The sequence below is a fragment of the Pseudomonas sp. B21-019 genome (assembly GCF_024749225.1).
Taxonomy (GTDB): Bacteria; Pseudomonadota; Gammaproteobacteria; order Pseudomonadales; family Pseudomonadaceae; genus Aquipseudomonas.
On sequence record NZ_CP087193.1, the window covers coordinates 48,599 to 70,026 of the forward strand.

Sequence of the window (21,428 nt, forward strand, 5' to 3'; positions counted from 1 at the left end):
CCGTCTAATGCCGTAAACGCCTACCCTATGCCGAATCGGCATGAGATCTTTTGACTGAAACCCACGTCCCAGCCGGTTCGAATGCGACATTTCGGCAGGCATAAGTGCCGTGAACCGGCCATTTCAGCGCAGGTTGATGTTTTTCGGATCAGTGAAAACTTAGGAAATGACCTACGTTTGAATGCGATTTTTCTTCTCGTGAAAGTCAGAGCTTTCTCGATATACGGTCACGAAGAAATAGCGCGAAACGGTTTTGCGGGGAATATGCAGCAAGAACAGATGAGCAGAATGCTCTAGATCAACGTTTTGCACGTTGAAGCTCTCCGCAAGTCCGTCGAGCCACTCTGGGCCGACGAACTTGCGTCGCAGCTTCACCTGACCCGGCCCTTGCGCGGGTACTCCCTGTACCCGTAGGTCACTCCGACCCTGAAGCAGTCAGAACGTCCCGACCCCTTGGTCATGCGTCTACCGTCCTCGGGTAGCGCAGTGGAAAGAAGCGCCAGGCCTCTTTCGTGTTTCGAACTCGTGTCGCGTGGGTGGCCGCGATCGCCATGGCACTGCCGCCCAGAAGCAGGGCGGCTGCCGATGTCTTTAACGCAATGCCCATATCAACCTCGACCGCGACGGCCAAAGAAGAAGGAAGCAATGAACATCACCAGGAATACGACAAAGAGAATCTTGGCGATACCCGTGGCGGTGCCCGCGATACCACCGAAGCCCAATACTGCAGCGATGATGGCAATGATCAGGAATGTGATTGCCCAGCTCAACATGGTGATTCTCCTTACGCTTCTATTTAAGGATGTTGCTTGTGGTGCTTTTCCCGGCGCGTTGAGCGCGCCAAGTTCGTTTGCTTAAAACACCCAGTGTTCCTGAGAGGGCGTCTCATCCACAGGCCGGGCCTGCTCGACGCCGATCATTCGCATTGAGGCGTTGTCAGTCGGGTTGCTGCTGACGGCGCTGAAGTGGGTTTGGGGGGCATGTGCAATCGACAGGTGCGGCGCCTCTGGCTGCTGGCTCTGCTCCCAACGCATGTACTGCTGGCCGCCAATCAAGGTGATCAACAATGCCAGCAGGGCAAACAAGCCTTGCTGGACATGCAGTGGCGAGAGACGCAATTGGGCGGCACTTTGGCGATTCATCCTGAAGTTCCTCCCATACGGGTAGTGATCTTTGGCGGGCCTGGTTCATTAAATGCCCTGATTACCTAGACCATTGCAGCCTGCATGCCAGCTTTAATAAAGAATAAAAATTATAAAAATCAATAAGTTATTGTGTCTGTAGAAATCGTTTTGGACGCATCCTGCACGATGATCCGTTTGCGCTCGTGCGTAATGCACGATGAGTTCGCGGGCACTTTCAATATTTTTGGAATTGCGGGGAGGGCGTAGATGTCAGAAAGGGACGCAGGCAATCGCTGAAAGAATGGTCTGTTAATAAAAATTCAAATAAATCAGCTGATTAGCTGCGCTTTGAGTAGATAGATAGCCTGTTGTGGCTGGAATCGACCAGAATCAACCATGCAACTTGCCCGATTTTTCCGGGACTAACCAAGAACACCTATTAAAGGAGCGTAGGAACATGGAATCAGCCACTGAGCATCAAGGCCGCATTCTGCTGGTGGACGACGAGTCCGCCATCCTTCGAACCTTTCGCTATTGCCTCGAAGACGAAGGCTACAGCGTGGCCACCGCGACCAGCGCTGCTCAGGCCGAAGCCTTGTTGCAGCGTCAGGTTTTCGATCTGTGCTTCCTCGATTTGCGCCTGGGTGAAGACAACGGCCTAGATGTGCTGGCCCAGATGCGGATTCAGGCGCCCTGGATGCGTGTAGTGATCGTCACCGCTCACTCGGCCGTGGACACTGCCGTGGATGCGATTCAGGCCGGTGCAGCCGACTATCTGGTCAAACCTTGCAGCCCCGATCAGTTACGTCTGGCCACCGCCAAACAGCTGGAAGTGCGGCAACTCTCGGCACGCCTGGAAGCCCTCGAAGGTGAAGTGCGTAAACCCAAGGAGGGGCTGGACTCCCACAGCCCGGCGATGAAAGTGGTGCTTGAAACCGCACGCCAAGTCGCCAGTACCGACGCCAATATTCTGATTCTCGGTGAGTCCGGCACCGGTAAAGGTGAGCTGTCACAGGCCATTCATGGCTGGAGCAAACGCCAGAAGAAATCCTGCATCACCATCAACTGCCCGTCCCTGACAGCGGAATTGATGGACAGTGAACTCTTCGGCCACAGCCGTGGCGCATTCACCGGCGCCAGCGAAAGCACCTTGGGTCGCGTCAATCAGGCTGATGGCGGAACGTTGTTTCTCGACGAGATCGGCGATTTTCCCCTGACCTTGCAGCCAAAGTTGCTGCGTTTCATCCAGGACAAGGAGTACGAGCGCGTGGGCGACCCGGTGACCCGTCGCGCCGACGTGCGAATCCTCGCGGCCACCAACCTCAACCTTGAAGACATGGTCCGCGACGGTCGTTTTCGTGAAGATTTGCTCTATCGGCTGAACGTTATCACCTTGCACCTGCCGCCGCTTCGCGAACGCAGGGAAGACATTCTGAACCTGGCTGACCGTTTCCTGGCGCGCTTCGTCAAGGAGTACTCGCGTCCGGCCCGGTGTTTCAGCGATGAGGCCCGCGAGGCGCTGCTCAGCTACCGCTGGCCCGGCAATATCCGCGAGCTGCGCAACGTGGTGGAACGGGCGAGCATTATTTGTCCACAGGAGCGGGTCGAGATCAGCCACTTGGGCATGGCCGAAGCTCCGACCAACAATACGCCACGCATTGGCGCCGCGTTGAGCCTGGATGAGTTGGAGAAAGCCCACATCGGTGCGGTCCTTGCCACCGCCGATACCCTGGATCAGGCGGCCAAGACCCTGGGTATCGATGCCTCGACCCTGTACCGCAAGCGCAAGCAGTACAACTTGTGAGCCGCACCCGATGAAACTGGCGATGACGTTGCGCACCCGGTTGTTCCTGAGTATTTCAGCCTTGATCACCGTGGCGCTGCTCGGGCTGTTGCTCGGGCTGGTCAGCGTGATGCAGATGGCCGGCACGCAGGAGGCCCTGATCCGTGACAACTTCGTCAGGCTGGATCTGGGATTGAAGCTGCGCCAGACCCTGGGTGATCAACTGATCATCATGCTCGGCGAGAAGCCTGATCCCGCGGCGTTCGAGGCATCCAGACAGCATTACCTCGAATTGCTCGATGAAGCCATTGCTCACGAGCCGTCCAGCGAGGGCGCCCAGTACGGTTTCAAAAAGGCCAAGGCTGATTACCAGAGCTTTCTGCAGGCCTACGATCTTTCCCGCGATACGGCACAGGTGTTCACTGGGGGCGGGGATCTCACGGAAAAATTCAACACGCTGCGCAACGGCTTGATCGCCGAACAGAAGCGCGCGCTGGATAACATCAGTGAAACCGAACGTCAGGCCCGGGACCGCGCGTTGCTGATTGCCGGCCTGCTCGGGTTGATCGGGGTGGGGGTGCTGTTCATCGGGTTCATTACCGCCCATGCGATCGCCCAGCGTTTCGGGGCTCCGATCGAGGCCCTGGCGGCGGCCGCTGACAACATCGGCCAAGGCAATTTCGAAGTAACCCTGCCGATTTCCTCCGCGGTGGAAATGAACCAGTTGACCCGACGCTTCGGAATCATGGCCGAGGCCCTGCGACAGCACCAAGCCACTAATATCGACGAGCTGCTCGCCGGACAGCAGCGTTTACAGGCGGTGCTCGATAGCATTGACGACGGTTTGCTGATCATTGATCGTCAAGGTCAGCTCGAGCACCTCAACCCGGTGGCTCAGCGCCAGTTAGGCTGGGACACCGAGCGTCTCGGCCAAGGGCTGGGCACGGCACTTGAGCGCCCCGAACTGGATGAACAGCTGCACCTGGTGCTGCGCGGCGGCACCCTGGAGCGAGTGCCGGACGACCTGAGCATCGAGGTTGACGGGGAGTCGCGATTGCTGACGTATAGCCTGACGCCGGTCAGCCATACCCAGGGTCATATTCTCGGCGCCGTGATGGTGTTGCATGACGTCACCGAGCAGCGTGCCTTCGAACGGGTGCGCAGCGAGTTCGTCTTGCGTGCATCCCATGAGTTACGCACGCCAGTCACCGGGATGCACATGGCATTCGGCCTGTTCCGCGAGCGGGCGCATTTTGCCGAGGATTCCCGTGAGGCCGACTTGCTGAACACCGTGAATGAAGAAATGCAGCGCTTGATGCAGTTGATCAACGACCTGCTGAATTTCTCTCGCTATCAGAACGGCCTGCAAAAACTCACCCTGGCGCCGTGCTCCATCGAAGATTTGCTGGAGCAGGCCCAGGCACGCTTTGCCGGCCCGGCGCAGGAGAAGGGCATTGAACTGTTGGTGGAAGTGCAGGGAGCTTTGCCGCGGCTGCAAGCCGATCAGGCGCAACTGGAGCGGGTGCTCGATAACCTGATCGACAACGCCTTGCGCCATACCTCCCGCGACGGGCTGATACGTTTGCAGGCTCGACGTCATGGGGAGCGGGTGATTATCAGTGTCGAAGACAACGGCGAAGGCATTGCCTACGGCCAGCAAGGGAGGATATTCGAGCCTTTTGTTCAGGTCGGCCGCAAGAAGGGCGGCGCCGGGCTCGGTCTGGCGCTGTGCAAGGAGATCGTGCAGTTGCACGGTGGGCGGATGGGCGTGTATTCACGGCCAGGGCAGGGTTCGCAGTTCTACATGGCGCTGGCGGTATAAGCCTGAACCCTCTCAGTCTTCGTCATCCAGACGCCGCGTTGCTTGTCGGCGGCCACGGGTAATCAATTCAATGAATTGCACAGCGCTCAATGGGTGCGCGAACAGCCAGCCCTGACCGAACTTCACCCCCTCGCTGCTCAGAAATTCTGCCTGGGCTTCATATTCGATGCCTTCGGCAATCACCTTGAGTTGCAGGGCCTGGGCCATGCGAATGATGTGCGGTGCCACGCCGCTGCTGGCGGCGTCATGACCCAGCGCGTCGATAAACGCCTTGTCGATTTTCAGGCAGTCCACGGGCAGTGTTTGCAGGTAGGCGAGGCTGCAATAGCCAGTGCCGAAGTCATCGATCAGTACCTGATGCCCGACATCGCGCAAGGCCTGCAGGTTTTCTCTGGCCACCACGACATCAACCAATCCGCGCTCGGTCACCTCAAAGGCAATCTGTCTGGCGGCTACACGGTGCAAGGCCAGCAGGCGCGCGATCACCTGACCGATACGCGGCACCATGACGTCGCAGGCCGCCAGGTTGACCGAGATATACAACTGCGGATTGGCGCGCAACAGTTGTCCGAGCTGTTCCAGCAGGCGCTGTAATACGAAATCAGTCATCTGGCGGATCTGGCCGGTGTTTTCCGCCATGGGAATGAACAGCTCGGGGCTGGTCAAGGTGCCGTCCGGCCTTCGCCAGCGCAGCAAGGCTTCGGCTCCGACACAGTTGCGACTGTCGAGGTCGAAGATCGGTTGATACAACACCTGCAATTCGCCTCGCTGTATCGCGCCGTGCAGTTCGGCATCCAGTGATTGACGCTGGCGCACCAGCAGAAACACCAGAATGCCTACGCAGGCACTGAGCGCGAGGCTGGCCGGAAGCAGCCACCACCAAACGGCCGGCACATGCATCCCGGTACGCGGGGTGATCAGCACCAGTTGGTATTCGGGAGTGTTGGTCGGCATTCGGTAAATCAGGCGGGTAGGGGTGACTTGCAGTGCATCGTGATTTTTCGGGGGCCAGGGTTGCGTCGGGGGCCACTCCTGCTCGGCACCGAGCACGGGAATCGCGCGGGTGTCGTGGTCGAGCACCACCAACAGGCTGCTCCCCGGAGACAGATCAACCATGTCGGTCAAATGCCCGCGAGACGTAGCCACCCGGAAATTGCCACGCCCCAGCATCAGTGCGGCGCGGTTCTCATCGGGTTCGGTGGTGGTGTTCAACCAATAGCTGTAGGTGGGGCCCTCGATGTCCGGTGGCCGGATCACCGACAGCCCTTCCTGGCGGGGGCGGTTGGAGCAGATTCCTGAAGCATCCATGTAAGCGGCTTCGTAAACGAAGCGGTAATTGAAGCTGACCTGCTGCAATGTGGCGATCATTTCATCATCGCAGCCCCGCAGCGGTTGAGCTTCAAGGTCGTCGAGGCTTTCGCGCAGTTGCCCGAACAGCTGCTCCAGACGGACCAGAAAGCGCTCCCCCTGGGCGTTCATCTCCTGGCTTTCGTTGTCCTCGACCTGATGCATCGCAATGAACAGACTGCCGGTCATCAGCAGCGTGGCACTCAAGGCAGCCGCCAGCGTCGCCAGAAACCAAGGGCGATAGAACCAGCTACGCAGCCTCTCTCGAGCAGCCGTCATCATGGAATATCCGAAGGATTACCAATGAGTTATAGCTGCTGATTGGGAAAAGGCCCTGACCGTCGGGCGGGCGTCATTATTTTGTCTGATTCAACACCTGGAGAAGCGCTGCGGTTTGCGCGTCCGGCGTGCCGTCGAAACGGGATGGGCGAAAATGCAGCTGAAAAGCCGCCAGCACATTGCGTGTCGCTACATCCAGTTCGCCGGTTTGTGGCGTGGCGTAGCCCAGGCGGGCAAGTTGCGCCTGAAACCAGCTGATGCTTGGCAGCTGCGCGGCGAACTGCGCTTGCTGATGCGCCACAGCCTGCTCGTTCGGCCAGATTCCCAGGCCTTCGGCCGCCAGGCGTTTCCAGGGGAACAGCGGGCCAGGGTCGAGCTTGCGCATGGGGGCGATGTCGCTATGGCCGATGATATGGCGAGGGCTGATGCCCTGGCGCTTGCTGATGTCCTTGAGCAGAAAGATCATCGACTGAACCTGGGCTTCGCTGTAGGGATACCAGAGGCGCCCGGTCGGGGTGTCCTGGAAGCCTGGATTGACGATTTCGATGCCAATGGAACTGGAATTCAGCCAGGTCCGGCCTTGCCATTGGCTTTCGCCGGCGTGCCAGGCCCGAAGATTTTCATCCATCAGCTTATAGATGGTGGCGTGCTCGTCGTCGCCGATCAGGTAATGGCTGCTGACCTCGCCATGGGTCAGCAATTGCAGCGAGTCCTCCAGGGATGCGGAGGTGTAATGCATCACCACGAACTGAATACGGCTGTCGTGATTGACTGAAGGGTGGCTGGTGTCAATCCGGGGACCGCTGGCGCAGCCGGCTAATACGAGCAGCGAAGCAATAAGAGCAAGAAATTTCATGGTGGAGGCAATACACGCGAGACAATAATGCAACAGTGTAACGTATTGCCTTGCGCGCCGACCGCAAAAGCGCGCCTTTAAACAAAATGGAACAATTAACTGTCAGCCCAGTTCTATCCGGTTACGGCCGGTATTTTTTGCGCGATATAGCGCCTGATCGGCTCTTTTAAGCACCAGGTCGCTATGTTCGCCCGGTCTGAAGGCGGTCAGTCCCATGGAAATGGTGATAGTGACTCGCTCGCCCTTGAAGTGGAACGGGCAAGCTTCGATCGATGCGCGCAACGTTTCCAGCAGTTTCGCGCCGACCATCGGCGCCGTGGCAGGCATCAACAGCACAAACTCCTCACCGCCAAACCTGGCTATGAAGTCCGTCCCGCGCAGACGCTTGCGCAGCACACTGGCGATGATTCTCAGCACCTTGTCGCCCGCCAGATGGCCGTAGTTGTCGTTGATGCGTTTGAAATGGTCGAGGTCGAGCATCGCCAGCAGCAGGGTGTTGCCGTGTTGTTGCCATTGACTGATTTCGTGGTCCAGCCGTTCGCTCCAGGCCGCTCGATTCGGCAGGCCGGTCAACGGATCGATCAAGGCCTTCTGGCGCTGCTCTTCGAGGTGCTCGCGGTAGCCCAGCGCTTCCTGCTCCATGTGGGCCACCCTTTCGGCCAGGCTTTGCAGGCGGGCCGCGACTTCCTGCTCGCGCTCGTCGCGTTGCCTCTGGTGCTGGTCCATGGTGCCGAGCAGACCTTCGAGATGGTCTTCCAGCATGTGCTTGAGGTCATCGAGGTCCGCCGCTTCATGCATGCTGCTTTGCAGGCCGTCGACTTGCTCGCGAATCTGCGTGTCCATCTCCCGCGCGGCAGAGCGGTTGTCGGCGTGGCCTTCGCTGGCGGCTTGCAGGTTGCTCTGAAATGACTCAAGGCGTTCGTTGAGTCGCTGCAGATACGCTTCGAATTCGTGCTGACCGCTGTCGGTAATGGCCAGCATCAATGTTGCCAGATCATCGAGGATTGGCAGCAGTTCATACCAGTTCAAACCGTTTTGAAGACGATTGCGCATCGCTTCGGCTTGCGGTCGATGGCGCTCGGGCAGTGTCAGGTCGTCGAGAAGGCCCAGCAGGGTGTCTTCGATGTGCTTGGCCACAGAGCTGTAGGACGGTTCCGGCGAGTCCGGCAGGGCATACAGAATGTCGTGTTCTGGCGCTTGCGGATCGCTGGCCTCCGGGATCAGTTCATCCGGGTTGATTGCCGACGGAGCCTGGGTGGCCGGTACGGCGATCGATGGAACCGGCTCTTGCGGCTCTTGCGGCTGTTCGATGTTCGGCTGGGTTTGTGGCTCTGGGGCCTGGCTGCTCGTGGCCTCTGGCTCCAGGACGGGCGGGACGAACGCCACGACTTCGGCTATGGGTGCCGTTGTTGCTGTCGGCGCCGGAGTGTCCACGGGTTCAGCGGGCGCAGCGGCGGGCAGGGCAGCTTCAACGGTTGGCATTACCGCTTGCGGTTTGTTGGCGGCTGGCGCGAGATTGACCGTCGCGATTGGGAGCTCGGCCAGTTGTGCGGCAACCGGTTCGACAGGTTGCGGGGCAGGCATGTGCAATTCGGGGGCGGCGATCTGTGGCGCAGCCTCGTCTGCATCCCGGCCACCGAACAGGCGCTGCAGAAAACCCGGACGACCCGGTTCTACAGGGTTCTCCAGCAGGCTCAAGGCTTTGCCTTGCAAGCCGCTCAGTTCGCTGAGCAGCAACGGGATTTCGCGAGCCTGGCCGACACGTCCGTCCAGCTGCTTGGCGAAACTCTTCAGTGGCCGGCTCACTTCCCGTGGCAGCGGCAATGCTTGCAACTGAGAGACCAGCGCCGTCAGTGCGGCGCTGACTTGATCAACCCGGGTTTCCCGGCGCTGCTCGGAGTCGAGCACGGCTTTTTCCAGGCGCGGCAGCAAGGCTGCCAGGCCGGCGTCCATATCGTCTGTGCGTACGACTTCGCGCATTTCCTTCATGCATTGGTCAACGGCGCGATCGGTACCTTCGGCAGCCAGGGTGCTGCGCACCAGCCCGCGACGCAGCAGGTCGAGCCGGGCGTCCCATCGACGTTCGAGCTTTTCCTGTTGTTCGATGCTTTTGAGGTATTTCTCTTTCCAGCGCTGTGCTTCGTCGCTCATTCAGGCAGGACTCAACGCGGGGAATGCATCGGCCGTGAGCGAGCCCGGCAGACGAATTTCTACCGCGACCGGCAGGTGATCGGAAATGGGTTGTGCCAGCACCTCGACCTTTTCAAGCGTCAGGGTGGGGCTGAGCAGAATGTGGTCCAGGCAACGCTGTGGGCGCCAGCTGGGAAAGGTCGCTTCCATCTGCGGCGCGAGCAGGCCTAAATCGCGCAGCGGGGAATGTTGCAGCAAGTCACCGGCGTGGGTATTCATATCGCCCATCAGCACCTGGTGCTTATAACCGCCGATCAACTCGCGGATGTAAGCCAGTTGCATGCTACGGGCGCGAGCGCCCAGCGCCAGGTGCATCATCACCACCACGAGCGCCTCCGGACCTTCGCCGAAGCGCACCAGAATGGCCCCGCGACCCTTGGGCCCCGGCAGCGGATGATCCTCGATCGCCCACGGGCGCAGGCGGCTGAGCACGCCATTGCTGTGCTGGCCGAGATGACCGAGATTGCGATTGAGTTGTTGATACCAATAAGGGAAGGCGCCGAGCTGCGCCAGGTGTTCGACCTGATTGACGTAGCCCGATCGCAGGCTGCCGCCATCGGCTTCCTGCAAGGCGACCAGATCGAAGTCGCCCAACAGATTGCCGATTTTTTGCAGGTTGTCGGCACGCCCGGTGTGCGGCAACAGATGCTGCCAGCCGCGGGTCAGATAGTGCCGATAACGCTCGGTACTGATGCCGACCTGGATATTGAAACTGAGCAAACGCAGACGGCTGTCCACGGGCAACCCCGTCGATTCCAGGTGATGCTCGTTGACCCGCGGGTCGTGCAGGCCAACGATGCGTTCAGTTCCCCAGCGGCGCATGGCAGGTGCCGCGCTTAGTTGGCAACGGCCTTGGTTGCCGCTCGCTCTTTGGCGACCAGTTGGTCAGCCAGTTTCAACGCTTGTTCGGCGCCGCCGGCAGAACCGATGTCAAAGCGATACTTGCCATTGACGATCATGGTAGGCACGCCGGTGATTTCATATTTCTTGGCAAGCTCTTTGGCTTTGTTGATCTGGCCCTTGATGGCGAAGGAGTCGAAGGTGGCCAGGAACTTGTCCTTGTCTACACCTTGGGTCGCCAGGAAGTCCGCCATGTCTTCTTTGTCGGTCAGCTTCTTGTGTTCTTTCTGGATTGCGTTGAACACCGCAGCGTGAACCTTGCTCTCGACACCCATGGCCTCAAGCGTCAGGAACATCTGGCCGTGGGCATCCCAAGGGCCGCCAAACATTGCCGGGATACGCACGAAATTCACGTCGGAGGGCAACTTTTCAACCCATGGGTTGATGACGGGTTCGAAGGCATAGCAGTGCGGGCAGCCGTACCAGAACAGCTCCACGACTTCGATCTTGCCAGGCTCGGCCACCGGGACCGGGTTGCTCAGTTCGACATAGGGCGCTTCAGGTTTTTCGGCGGCTTGGGCAGTCATGCCGAACAGGCTGGCAGCGACGAGTGCGGCGCTGATGATCAGATTACGCATGCTTTACTCCTGGACAATTTGGGCGCCTCGCGCGACCTGTTTTCAGACAGATTCCGGCGGGCTTGAGTTCTGTAGTGTAACGGCAGCGGCCACAAAAAAGGGCAGCCAAAGCTACCCTTTTTATGTTTGCATCGACGGATTAATCGAGAGTTAACGTTGCAAGAGATGTACATCACTCACGACGCTCGATCACAGGCCTTAGTGCAAGCCTTGAATATAGCTGGAGACGGCGGCGATATCTTCGTCGCTCAGCTTTTTAGCGATGCTCTGCATTGGTTTTGTGTCGCCGTCGTTGGTCCGGCCACCTTCTTCTTTTCTGAATTCGGTCAGTTGCTTGCCGACGTACTGAGCATGCTGGCCGCCCAGGTGCGGGAAGCCAGCAGCTGCGTTGCCTGCGCCATTGGGCGAGTGGCAGCCGGTGCAGGCTGGCAGCCCTTTGGCCAGGTCGCCGCCACGGAACAGTGCTTCACCGCGCGCCACGATTTTCGGGTCGGCGGCACCGACGCTGCCTTTCTGGCTGGCGAAGTAGGCGGAGATATCGGCCAAATCCTGATCGCTGAGGTTGGTCAGCAGGCCGGTCATTTCCAGTACCGTGCGTTTGCCGGACTTGATGTCGTGCAGCTGCTTGTTCAGATAACGCTCGCCCTGGCCTGCCAGTTTCGGAAAGTTAGGCGCCATGCTATTGCCATCCGGGCCATGACAGGCGCCACATACTGCGGCTTTCGCCTGACCAGCAGTCGCATCACCTGCAGCATGGGCAATACCGGAGATCCCCACGGTCAACAGCAGACTCACGATCAATTTGTTCATCAGCTAATCCAACTACGGCTAAGGGTTAAAGAGTTATGGACCGGGTTTACTCGCTCATCCACTGGATGATGGCTCGGTAATCCTCGGCACTGCAGTCCATGCACAAACCACGCGGCGGCATCGCCTTGAAACCCTGGGTCACGTGTTGCACCAGCGTCTCCATACCTTTCGCCAACCTCGGCGTCCAAGCTTCCTGATCGCCCCTGCGGGGCGCCATGGGTAGTTGGCCGGAATGACAGGCACCACAAACACGGTTGTACACAGCTTCCGGATCCTGTGTAGCCTGAGCGCTGTAAAGCGGCATCAAGACACCGGCAGCTAGCAGCCATTTCGTCATAAAACGACCTTTTCAGGGTTGAGAGCGTGCTGCGTTCTAATGCGCAATCAAGGTCAATCGCTCTCGTGAACTTCATCCTACGCTGGGACAAAGCGCACACAAAATCTGCGGCATTATATACTGGCGTCACTGAAACGGAAACGACACTGCTTGCCGCGTCCATTCCCGGCGCCGCCCACATCGGAAATCCCATGCAACTCAAGAATCCCATCCTCGGCCTGTGCCAACAGTCCACCTTTATGCTCAGCGCCGCCAAAGTCGACCAATGTCCCGACGACGAAGGCTTTGAAGTGGCCTTCGCCGGGCGTTCCAACGCCGGCAAGTCCAGCGCGTTGAATACTCTGACGCACGCCAGCCTGGCGCGGACCTCGAAAACACCGGGTCGCACACAGCTGTTGAACTTCTTCAAGCTAGACGATGAACGCCGTCTGGTCGACCTGCCAGGTTACGGTTATGCGAAAGTGCCGATCCCGTTGAAGATGCACTGGCAGCGTCACTTGGAAGCCTATCTGGGTGGCCGTGAGAGTTTGAAAGGTTTGATTCTGATGATGGACATCCGTCATCCAATGACCGACTTCGACCTGTTGATGCTCGATTGGGCCGTCGCCAGCGGCATGCCGATGCATATTCTGCTGACCAAGGCCGACAAACTGACCTACGGCGCGGCAAAAAACACGCTGCTCAAGGTTCAATCGGAAATCCGCAAGGGTTGGGGCGATACGATCACTATCCAGCTGTTTTCGGCCCCCAAACGCATGGGGCTGGAAGAAGCCTACACCGTACTGGCGGACTGGATGGAATTGGCGGACAAGGGTGCCGAGGCTGCCGAGTAAGGCTCTCGAGACCAATCGGCAGGCAAAAAAAACCCCGGACTTCGTATGGGGAGGGAGAAGTTCCGGGGTTCAAGTTCCGGACCGCTAGGGCGGGGTCCAGATATCTGCCAACACTTAACACAACATAGGAGCATCGAAGGGCTTCACCAGCCATTCAGTATCTCTGAGTGGCGGTTCGTGGATTTAGTTCAGACTATTTTCAAAATCCTTTGGAAATAATCACTGTCGTTTTTCGCTCTATAGCCCTTCGTCATGTGCTGCGGCGCCAGGCCGCAGTACATACGTCTTTTCAGGCGGCTCAGTGCGCCTCATCCCAGTTGTTGCCTACGCCCACCTCGACCAGAAGCGGTACGTCCAGTTGTGCGGCGTTGCTCATGTGCACGCGAATCTCCTCGCGTACCTGGTCGACCAGGTCCTCGCGCACCTCGAGCACCAATTCATCGTGTACCTGCAGGATGACTTTGGCGTCCAGGCCTGACGATGCCAGCCAGTTGTCCACCGCCACCATGGCTTTCTTGATGATGTCCGCCGCGGTGCCTTGCATCGGGGCGTTGATCGCCGTGCGCTCGGCAGCTTTGCGCAGGGCCTGGTTTTTCGCGTTGATTTCCGGCAAGTACAGGCGACGACCAAAGATGGTTTCGACGAAGCCTTGCTCGGCGGCCTGGGCGCGCGTGCGCTCCATGTATTGCAGCACGCCGGGATAGCGGGCGAAATAACGGTCGATGTAGGCCTGGGACTGTTTGCGGTCAACGCCGATCTGCTTGGCCAGGCCAAACGCGCTCATACCGTAGATCAGGCCGAAGTTGATGGCTTTCGCGCTACGACGCTGATCGTTGGTGACCGCGCCCAACTCAACGCCAAACACTTCTGCGGCCGTGGCCCGGTGCACATCGAGGTTGTTGCGAAAGGCGTGCAGCAAGCCTTCGTCCTTGGCCAGGTGCGCCATGATCCGCAGTTCGATTTGCGAGTAATCCGCGGCCAGCAGTTTGTAGCCTTTCGGCGCGACGAACGCCTGACGAATCCGGCGACCTTCGGCGGTGCGAATCGGAATGTTCTGCAGGTTCGGGTCGATGGATGACAAACGCCCGGTGGCTGCGACAGCTTGCTGGTAAGACGTATGAATGCGCCCGGTGCGTGCGTTGATCTGCTCTGGCAAACGGTCGGTGTAGGTGCTTTTGAGCTTGCTCAGCGAGCGATATTGCATCAGCACCTTGGGCAGCGGGTAGTCCTGTTCGGCCAACTCGGCCAGCACGGCTTCGGCAGTCGACGCCTGCCCCTTGGCGGTTTTGCTGAGTACAGGCAAACCAAGCTTTTCGTAGAGAATCACCCCCAGTTGCTTCGGCGAGCCGAGGTTGAACTCTTCACCGGCAATGGCAAAGGCCTCACGCTCAAGGGCGACCAGTTTTTCGCCCAGCTCGACGCTCTGGATGCCCAGCAGGTTGGCGTCCACGAGCGCGCCCTGGCGCTCGATACGGGCCAGGACTGGCATCAGCGGCATTTCAATCTCGTTGAGCACTTTGACCAGGCTTGGCGTCGCGGCCAGTTTTTCCTGCAATACCAGATGCAGGCGGAAGGTGACATCGGCGTCTTCGGCGGCATAGGGGCCTGCCAGCTCAAGGGAAATCTGGTCGAAGGTCAGCTGTTTGACGCCTTTGCCCGCAATCTCCTGGATGTCGGTCTTGCTTTGGCCCAGGTACTTGAGCGCCAGGCTGTCCATGTCGTGGCGGGTGGCTGTTGAGTCCAGTACGTAGGACTCGAGCATGGTGTCGTAGGTAATACCCCGAACAGTAATCCCGTTGTTCTGATCGCCACCGATGGCGCAATTGGCGAGGATATTGGTGTCGAACTTGGCGTGCTGGCCGACTTTCGGTTTATTCGGGTTTTCCAGCAGCGGTTTCAACGCCAGCAGCACGGTGTCACGATCCAGTTGTTCCGGTACGCCCATGTAGGAATGGGTCAGCGGAATGTAGGCTGCTTCGTTGGCCGCGACAGAGAACGACAGGCCTACCAGTTGCGCGTGTTGGGCATCGCTGCCGTTGGTTTCGGTGACGAAGGCGATCAGCGGCGCCTTGTCGAGTTTGTCCAGCCAGGCCTCGAAGCGCTTCTGATCGAGGATGGTTTCGTATTTCGCTTCGGCGGCACCCGGCTGCTCCTGGGCGACCTCGACGATGTCCTGACCCGAACGCTTGGCGTCGCGCTGGTTCTCTTCGAACCAGCTCTTAAACTCCAGCAGGGAATAGAGTTCGGCAAGCTTGTCGTGATCCGGTGGGCCCATCTGCAGATCGTCGAGGCCGATGTCCAGCGGCACGTCGATCTTGATGGTTGCCAATCGGTAAGAAAGAAAGGCCATTTCCTTATGCTCTTCGAGCTTGGCCGGCAGGGTCTTGGCGCCGCGAATCGGCAGGGTCGGGACGATATCGAGCTGCGCATAGAGCTCGGTCAGGCCGCCATTCACGCCAACCAGCAGGCCGGAAGCGGTCTTCGGACCGATACCCGGAACGCCCGGGATGTTGTCGGACGAATCGCCCATCAACGCCAGATAATCGATGATCTGCTCGGGAGCGACGCCGAATTTCTCCTTCACGCCCTCCACGTCCAGCGCGCTACCGGTCATCGTATTGACCAAGGTAATGTGCCCGTCGACCAGTTGTGCCATATCCTTGTCACCGGTGGAAATCACCACCGGGCGGTTGGCGGCCGCGCTGCTGCGGGCCAGGGTGCCGATCACATCGTCAGCTTCGACGTTGTCCACGCACAGCAATGGAAAGCCCAAGGCCTTGACGCTGGCGTGCAGCGGCTCGATCTGGACCCGCATATCGTCAGGCATGCTCGGACGGTTGGCCTTGTACTCGGCGAACATCGCGTCGCGGAACGTCCCGCCCTTGGCGTCGAACACCACGGCGAACGGGCTGTCCGGGTACTGCTTGCGCAGACTCTTGAGCATGTTCAATACGCCCTTGACCGCACCGGTCGGCAGGCCTTTGGACGTGGTCAGCGGTGGCAGCGCATGAAAAGCGCGGTACAGGTAAGAAGAACCGTCCACCAGGACGAGGGGGGCTTGGCTCATGAGCAGGATCAACCTTTTCGGCGGGTCCGGCGCTAGAATAGCGGGACCGTTGACGACAAAGGGACAAGGTTATCATGCGCACACTAAATCGCTTGTTGCTGGCTGGCTTCTTTGTAATCACCCCATTGGCAGTGATGGCGGCAGATGATTCGCCATCGGCGGAACCGCAAGTCACTATCCGCACGGAAGGCGATAAAACCATTCAGGAGTACCGGCAGAACGGTTTCCTGTATGCCATCAAGGTCACTCCGAAGGGCGGTAAACCGTACTTCCTGGTGCGCGCTGATGGCTCGGAGGGTAACTATATCCGCTCGGATCAGCCGGATATGCTGATCCCTGCGTGGGAAATCTTTAAGTGGTAAGCGGTTCTTAACTTTAATCGGCGCTTGCTATGTAGCGGCGCCCGTACTGGCAGTTTTAACCATGTCTGTGTTCACCCCCCTGGCTCGGCCCGAGCTGGAAACCTTTCTCGCCCCTTACGGGCTCGGCCGCCTGCTTGATTTCCAGGGGATCGCCGCCGGTAGCGAAAACACCAATTTCTTTATCAGCCTGGAGCAGGGCGAGTTTGTCCTGACCCTGGTCGAGCGCGGTCCGGTGCAGGAGATGCCGTTCTTCATCGAACTGCTCGACGTGCTGCACGACGCCAACCTGCCGGTGCCTTATGCCCTGCGCACCACCGACGGCGTTGCGTTGCGCGAGCTGGCCGGTAAACCTGCGCTGTTGCAGCCACGCCTGGCGGGTAAGCACATCAAGGACGCCAACGCCCAGCATTGCGCTCAGGTCGGCGAGCTGCTGGCTCATCTGCACCTGGCGACCCAGGCCAACATGATCAAGCGCAAAACCGATCGCGGCCTGGACTGGATGCTGGAAGAGGGCACGCAGTTTCTCTCGCACCTGAACGCCGAACAAAGCGATTTGCTGCAACGTGCCCTGGAAGAAATCACCCAGCAAAAGACGAAAATTCTGGCGCTGCCGCGGGCCAACATCCATGCGGATCTGTTCCGCGACAACGCGATGTTCGAAGGCACGCACCTGACCGGGTTGATCGACTTCTACAACGCTTGTTCAGGGCCGATGCTCTATGACGTGGCAATTGCCTTGAACGACTGGTGCTCGGATGAGCAAGGGCAGCTCGACGGGGCTCGGGCGCGGGCGTTGCTGGGCGCTTATGCCGCGCTGCGACCGTTCACCGCTGCCGAAGCGGAGCTGTGGCCGACCATGCTGCGCGTGGCGTGCGTGCGGTTCTGGTTGTCGCGGTTGATTGCCGCGGAGTCTTTCGCCGGGCAGGACGTGTTGATTCACGATCCGATGGAGTTTCAGCTGCGGCTGGCGCAGCGGCAGAAGGTCGACACGCCGCTGCCTTTCGCCCTTTAAAATGTGGCGTGGGGGCTTGCCCCCGTTGGACCGGGCTGGCGCTCCAGTGCGAAGCGCTCCCCTGCAATTCATTGTGCAGGCCTGTTTGGGGCTGCTTTGCAGCCCGACGGAAGCCCCCTCGCCACAGGGTCTATGGGATGCTTACAACGACTCCAGGCACCCGGCCAAATCATTTCCCAATTTTTCCAGCACCTGCTCATACCCCTGGGCGGTCGCTGGCGTGTACCCGCCCAGCGCATCCAGCTCTGCCAGTTTTACCGGCAGCCCGGCCACCAGGGTTTCTGCCAGGCGCGGGCGCAGCGGCGGTTCGCTGAACACGCAGGTTTTGCCGACTTCCTGCAACCGCGTGCGCATCGCCGCAACGTGCTGGGCACCGGGCTGGACTTCGGCTGCGACACTGAATACGCCGGCGTGTTTGAGGCCGTAGGCGTCTTCAAAGTAGTCGAAGGCTTCGTGGAACACGAAGTAAGGCTTGTTCGCGATCCCTGCCAGACGAGCCTTCAGGCGCAGGTCCAGGGCATCCAGACGTTCATCGAACGCCTTGAGGTTGCTCTGATAGCGCGCAGCGTTGGCCGGATCGGCGGCGCTCAGATCGGCAGCCATTTTGGCGGCGATTACTCGGGCGTTGATCGGTGACAACCACAAGTGCGCATCCAGGCTGCCGGGGCGATGATCGTGGTCATGCTCGTCGGCTTCTTCAGCGTGGGAGTGGCTGTCTTCGGCGAAACGTCGCAGCTTCAGGCCAGGCAAATCCTGCACCGCGACGCTGGGCAGCGTACGACCTTTCAGTACGCGAGGCAGAAAACCCTCCATGTCCGGACCGATCCAGTAAACCAGGTCCACCGACTGCACCTTCCGTACGTCGGATGGGCGCAAGGCATAGTTATGCGGCGATGCCCCGGGTGGCAGCAACACTTCCGGAATCGCCACACCCTCCTGCACCGCAGCAGCAATCAGCTGCAGCGGCTTGATGCTGGTAAGGACGTTGACTTCGGCCTGGGCTGAACCGATCAGCAGAAAACTTGCGACAAATGCGACAAAGATAGAAAAAAGTCGGGACACGATGACCACTCGAAGAGGCGAGAACGGGTAACATAATAACGTCTCTCACAACACTCGTCGCCGCTCATGCCTAAAACACCGATTGCCAGTCGTCCCCACGACCACTCTCATTGCGTCCATAGCGCATTGTCTGAGGCCGATGCCTTGTGCGCACGTCAGGGGCTACGCCTGACCGCTTTGCGCCGGCGGGTGCTGGAACTGGTCTGGCAAAGCCATAAACCGCTGGGTGCCTACGACATTCTGGCGGTGCTCAGCGAGCAGGACGGCCGCCGAGCTGCGCCGCCGACCGTGTATCGTGCGCTGGATTTTCTGCTGGAAAACGGCCTGGTACACCGCATCTCCTCGCTGAACGCCTTCGTCGGCTGCAATCACCCGGAACACGCTCACCAAGGCCAGTTCCTGATTTGCCGTCAATGCCACGCCGCCATCGAGCTTGAACAGAAGTCCATCAGCGACGCGATCGTCGGCAGCGCCAGGGACGTCGGATTTATCGTCGAGGCCCAGACCGTTGAAGTCATCGGTCTCTGCTCGGGTTGCCAGGGGGCTTAATGAGCAATGCGCTGATCCGTCTTGAGCAGGTGGCCGTCACCTTTGCCGGGCAAAACGTGCTGGATAACATCGAACTGAGCGTCGAGCCGGGGCAGATCGTTACCCTGATCGGCCCCAATGGCGCCGGCAAAACCACGCTGGTGCGCGCGGTGCTCGGTCTGTTGAAGCCGGACAGCGGCAGCGTCTGGCGCAAGCCGAAATTGCGCATCGGTTACATGCCGCAAAAACTCCATGTCGATCCAACCCTGCCGCTATCAGTGCTGCGTTTCTTGCGTCTGGTCCCTGGCGTGGACCGCGCTCGGGCCTTGGTCGCCCTCAAGGAAGTCGGCGCCGAGCAGGTGATCGACAGCCCGGTGCAAAGTGTTTCCGGTGGCGAAATGCAGCGGGTGCTGCTGGCGCGGGCATTGTTGCGCGAGCCGGAGTTGCTGGTGCTCGATGAGCCGGTGCAAGGCGTCGACGTGGCCGGTCAGGCCGAGCTCTATAGCCTGATCACACGTCTGCGCGACCGTCATGGTTGCGGTGTATTGATGGTCTCTCACGATTTGCATCTGGTGATGAGCACCACCGACCAGGTGGTGTGCCTGAATCGCCACGTCTGCTGCTCCGGGCATCCCGAGCAGGTCAGCGGCGATCCCGCGTTCGTCGAACTGTTCGGAAAGAACGCACAAAGCCTGGCGATTTATCACCACCATCACGACCACGCTCACGACCTGCATGGCTCGGTGGTCATCGCGGCCCCGTCGGCCCATACCCACGTTCATGGAGATAGCTGCAAGCATGGCTGATTTTCTGCTCTTCGCCCTGCTTGCAGGTCTGGCCCTGGCGCTGGTCGCGGGCCCGCTGGGTTCGTTCGTGGTCTGGCGGCGCATGGCATATTTCGGCGACACCCTGTCCCACGCCGCACTGCTTGGCGTGGCGCTAGGCTTTCTGCTGGATGTCAGCCCAACCGTGGCTGTCACCGTAGGCTGCCTGTTGCTGGCAGTGTTGCTGGTGACGCTGCAACAGCGGCAGCCATTGGCGTCTGACACGCTGTTGGGAATTCTCGCACCGAGCACGCTCTCCCTGGGCCTGGTGGTACTAAGCTTCATGCATGAAGTGCGGATCGACCTGATGGCCTATCTGTTCGGCGACCTGTTGGCGATCAGCCCGACCGATCTGGCGTGGATCCTCGGCGGTAGCGCGGCAGTGCTGGCATTGCTTGTCACGCTATGGCGTCCCTTGCTGGCGATCACCGTGCACGAAGAACTGGCCAAGGTTGAAGGTTTGCCGGTAGCGGCGTTGCGTTTGGTCCTGATGTTGCTGATCGCCGTGGTGATCGCGGTGGCGATGAAAATCGTCGGTGTGTTGCTGATTACTTCGTTACTGATTATTCCGGCGGCTGCGGCACAGCGTCACGCCCGCTCGCCGGAGCAGATGGCACTGGGCGCGAGCCTGCTGGGCATGCTCGCGGTGTGTGGCGGGCTGGCGTTGTCCTGGTTCAAGGACACCCCGGCTGGCCCGTCGATAGTGGTGGCGGCCGCCGCGCTGTTTCTGCTGAGTTTTGTCCTGCCCCGTCGAGGGGTGTAGACTTGCTCGTTTTTTGCGCAAATAGAGAGTCGCAGGAATGAAGCCGTTCGCCTCCCGTTATCTGCTCCTTGTCGCATTTTCGCTGCTACTGGGTGCTTGCCAAAGCACGCCACCGGCGGCCACCGAGGTCCCCGATGCGCGGGCCACGGCTATTGCACAACTGGAACAAAGCCTGGCCAGCAGCGAGCTGGCCACCGCCGAGGATCAATTGGCGGCCTTGCAGGCCGAGTCGCCCAACGATCAATCCCTTGAGCAATACCAGCGGCAATTGGCCGAAGCCTATTTGCTGCGCAGCCAGATCGTGTTGCAAAAAGGTGATGTGAATGCTGCGGCCACTGCCCTCAGCCGTGCCCGGGTATTGATGCCCAAGGCCCCGGCGCTGACCGGTGGCGTTAACAATGCCATCGTTCATGCACGCAAGGCTGAACTGGATAAAGCCGAAGCGGCCCTCAAGGCTGCCGAAGCCAAACCGCAGGCCAAAGTGATCGACCCGACGGCTGAAAGCACGACGGTGGCATTGAACCTCACCGATATGAGCAAACTTCGTCGTCAACTCGATGCTATCGCCGCTGATGTGGTGAATTATCAGTGCGACGTGAGCATTCAGGTTCCCCGTACCCAGGATTACCCATGGTTGGCCACCTTGCTGACCAAACGGGTGAAGAAGCTGGATTCGGAGTTTGATCTGAAGCTGGAGAAACAGATTCTGCGCAATATTCCGGCGCAGATGGTTTTGAGTCCTCGCAAGCCATAAAGAAAAGATCGCAGCCTGCAGCAGCTCCGGACCGTGAAGGAGTTACCGCAGGCTGCGATCTTTTGCTTTTCTAGATGCATCAGGCCGCAATTGCCTTGGCCCAGGTTCCTACCTTTGATCGCCTTATTGCCAAATCGCTGGTTGAAGGCGAAATAAATGCTAAGAACCTCTATACGGACAGGCTAAAATGCGCGCCC

Annotated in this window: 21 protein-coding genes; 9 read left to right on the forward strand and 12 right to left on the reverse strand. The window is 59.4% G+C overall.

The window, feature by feature from the left end; translation table 11 throughout:
• Positions 1 to 171 precede the first annotated feature (171 nt).
• The 3 genes from LOY36_RS00220 to LOY36_RS00230 all read right to left on the reverse strand — a co-directional run bounded on the left by LOY36_RS00220 (position 172) and on the right by LOY36_RS00230 (position 1,142).
• Positions 172 to 375 carry a hypothetical protein gene (locus tag LOY36_RS00220; protein ID WP_177324972.1) on the reverse strand — a complete coding sequence of 68 codons (204 nt, stop codon included), beginning with the start codon at positions 373 to 375 and terminating at the stop codon, positions 172 to 174.
• Between the two features lie 233 nt (positions 376 to 608).
• Positions 609 to 773 carry a DUF1328 domain-containing protein gene (locus tag LOY36_RS00225; protein WP_003177151.1) on the reverse strand — a complete coding sequence of 55 codons (165 nt, stop codon included), beginning with the start codon at positions 771 to 773 and terminating at the stop codon, positions 609 to 611.
• 81 nt (positions 774 to 854) lie between these two features.
• Positions 855 to 1,142: a hypothetical protein gene (locus LOY36_RS00230; protein WP_258671808.1), complete on the reverse strand. Its 288-nt coding sequence runs from the start codon at positions 1,140 to 1,142 to the stop codon at positions 855 to 857.
• A gap of 439 nt (positions 1,143 to 1,581) precedes the next feature.
• On the opposite strand from LOY36_RS00230, the gene algB reads away from it, so the two are divergent.
• Together algB and LOY36_RS00240 are read left to right on the forward strand one after the other, a co-directional pair.
• On the forward strand, positions 1,582 to 2,928 hold the full coding sequence (algB, locus tag LOY36_RS00235) for a sigma-54-dependent response regulator transcription factor AlgB (protein WP_018927282.1): 1,347 nt from the start codon (positions 1,582 to 1,584) through the stop codon (positions 2,926 to 2,928).
• Between the two features lie 10 nt (positions 2,929 to 2,938).
• A complete protein-coding gene (locus LOY36_RS00240) occupies positions 2,939 to 4,729 on the forward strand; it encodes a KinB sensor domain-containing domain (protein WP_258671809.1) in 1,791 nt (596 codons plus the stop codon).
• Between the two features lie 12 nt (positions 4,730 to 4,741).
• Here the strand turns inward: LOY36_RS00240 and LOY36_RS00245 are convergent, their stop codons facing one another.
• The 7 genes from LOY36_RS00245 to LOY36_RS00275 all read right to left on the reverse strand — a co-directional run bounded on the left by LOY36_RS00245 (position 4,742) and on the right by LOY36_RS00275 (position 12,026).
• Positions 4,742 to 6,358 (reverse strand): EAL domain-containing protein, encoded by a 1,617-nt coding sequence (locus LOY36_RS00245; protein ID WP_028940064.1) that lies wholly within the window; start codon positions 6,356 to 6,358, stop codon positions 4,742 to 4,744.
• 73 nt (positions 6,359 to 6,431) lie between these two features.
• Positions 6,432 to 7,211 (reverse strand): N-acetylmuramoyl-L-alanine amidase, encoded by a 780-nt coding sequence (locus LOY36_RS00250; RefSeq protein WP_258671812.1) that lies wholly within the window; start codon positions 7,209 to 7,211, stop codon positions 6,432 to 6,434.
• Between the two features lie 102 nt (positions 7,212 to 7,313).
• Positions 7,314 to 9,362 (reverse strand): GGDEF domain-containing protein, encoded by a 2,049-nt coding sequence (locus LOY36_RS00255; protein ID WP_258671814.1) that lies wholly within the window; start codon positions 9,360 to 9,362, stop codon positions 7,314 to 7,316.
• The gene (locus LOY36_RS00260; RefSeq protein WP_007940704.1) at positions 9,363 to 10,223 is read right to left on the reverse strand and encodes an endonuclease/exonuclease/phosphatase family protein; all 861 of its coding nucleotides are present in this window, start codon (positions 10,221 to 10,223) and stop codon (positions 9,363 to 9,365) included.
• Between the two features lie 14 nt (positions 10,224 to 10,237).
• Complete coding sequence (locus tag LOY36_RS00265; protein ID WP_019580303.1) at positions 10,238 to 10,879, reverse strand: thiol:disulfide interchange protein DsbA/DsbL; 642 nt, start codon at positions 10,877 to 10,879, stop codon at positions 10,238 to 10,240.
• A gap of 198 nt (positions 10,880 to 11,077) precedes the next feature.
• The gene (locus LOY36_RS00270; RefSeq protein ID WP_007940706.1) at positions 11,078 to 11,689 is read right to left on the reverse strand and encodes a cytochrome c4; all 612 of its coding nucleotides are present in this window, start codon (positions 11,687 to 11,689) and stop codon (positions 11,078 to 11,080) included.
• Between the two features lie 46 nt (positions 11,690 to 11,735).
• Positions 11,736 to 12,026 (reverse strand): cytochrome c5 family protein, encoded by a 291-nt coding sequence (locus LOY36_RS00275; protein WP_019020904.1) that lies wholly within the window; start codon positions 12,024 to 12,026, stop codon positions 11,736 to 11,738.
• Positions 12,027 to 12,217: 191 nt separating this feature from the next.
• Between LOY36_RS00275 and yihA the strand changes: the two genes are divergently transcribed.
• Positions 12,218 to 12,859 carry a ribosome biogenesis GTP-binding protein YihA/YsxC gene (gene yihA, locus LOY36_RS00280; protein ID WP_007940707.1) on the forward strand — a complete coding sequence of 214 codons (642 nt, stop codon included), beginning with the start codon at positions 12,218 to 12,220 and terminating at the stop codon, positions 12,857 to 12,859.
• A 298-nt stretch (positions 12,860 to 13,157) separates the two neighbouring features.
• Here yihA and polA read toward each other — a convergent pair whose 3' ends face one another.
• A complete protein-coding gene (gene polA / locus LOY36_RS00285) occupies positions 13,158 to 15,926 on the reverse strand; it encodes a DNA polymerase I (protein WP_258671816.1) in 2,769 nt (922 codons plus the stop codon).
• 74 nt (positions 15,927 to 16,000) lie between these two features.
• Between polA and LOY36_RS00290 the strand changes: the two genes are divergently transcribed.
• Positions 16,001 to 16,288 (forward strand): DUF2782 domain-containing protein, encoded by a 288-nt coding sequence (locus tag LOY36_RS00290; protein WP_019651211.1) that lies wholly within the window; start codon positions 16,001 to 16,003, stop codon positions 16,286 to 16,288.
• 61 nt (positions 16,289 to 16,349) lie between these two features.
• On the forward strand, positions 16,350 to 17,300 hold the full coding sequence (locus LOY36_RS00295) for a homoserine kinase (RefSeq protein ID WP_018927273.1): 951 nt from the start codon (positions 16,350 to 16,352) through the stop codon (positions 17,298 to 17,300).
• A 141-nt stretch (positions 17,301 to 17,441) separates the two neighbouring features.
• Here the strand turns inward: LOY36_RS00295 and LOY36_RS00300 are convergent, their stop codons facing one another.
• The gene (locus tag LOY36_RS00300) at positions 17,442 to 18,362 is read right to left on the reverse strand and encodes a zinc ABC transporter substrate-binding protein (RefSeq protein WP_258671818.1); all 921 of its coding nucleotides are present in this window, start codon (positions 18,360 to 18,362) and stop codon (positions 17,442 to 17,444) included.
• Positions 18,363 to 18,428: 66 nt separating this feature from the next.
• Between LOY36_RS00300 and zur the strand changes: the two genes are divergently transcribed.
• From zur to LOY36_RS00320, 4 genes are read left to right on the forward strand one after another with little or no spacing between them, the layout of a single operon-like run.
• Positions 18,429 to 18,911: a zinc uptake transcriptional repressor Zur gene (gene zur / locus LOY36_RS00305; protein ID WP_026286509.1), complete on the forward strand. Its 483-nt coding sequence runs from the start codon at positions 18,429 to 18,431 to the stop codon at positions 18,909 to 18,911.
• Positions 18,911 to 19,696: a zinc ABC transporter ATP-binding protein ZnuC gene (gene znuC, locus LOY36_RS00310; protein WP_258671819.1), complete on the forward strand. Its 786-nt coding sequence runs from the start codon at positions 18,911 to 18,913 to the stop codon at positions 19,694 to 19,696. Before zur ends, znuC begins: the two co-directional genes overlap by 1 nt.
• Positions 19,689 to 20,477: a zinc ABC transporter permease subunit ZnuB gene (gene znuB / locus LOY36_RS00315; RefSeq protein ID WP_258618619.1), complete on the forward strand. Its 789-nt coding sequence runs from the start codon at positions 19,689 to 19,691 to the stop codon at positions 20,475 to 20,477. Before znuC ends, znuB begins: the two co-directional genes overlap by 8 nt.
• A gap of 37 nt (positions 20,478 to 20,514) precedes the next feature.
• Positions 20,515 to 21,231, forward strand: coding sequence for a PA5502 family lipoprotein (locus tag LOY36_RS00320; RefSeq protein WP_258671820.1), 717 nt, complete (start codon positions 20,515 to 20,517; stop codon positions 21,229 to 21,231).
• The last annotated feature ends 197 nt before the right edge of the window (positions 21,232 to 21,428 follow it).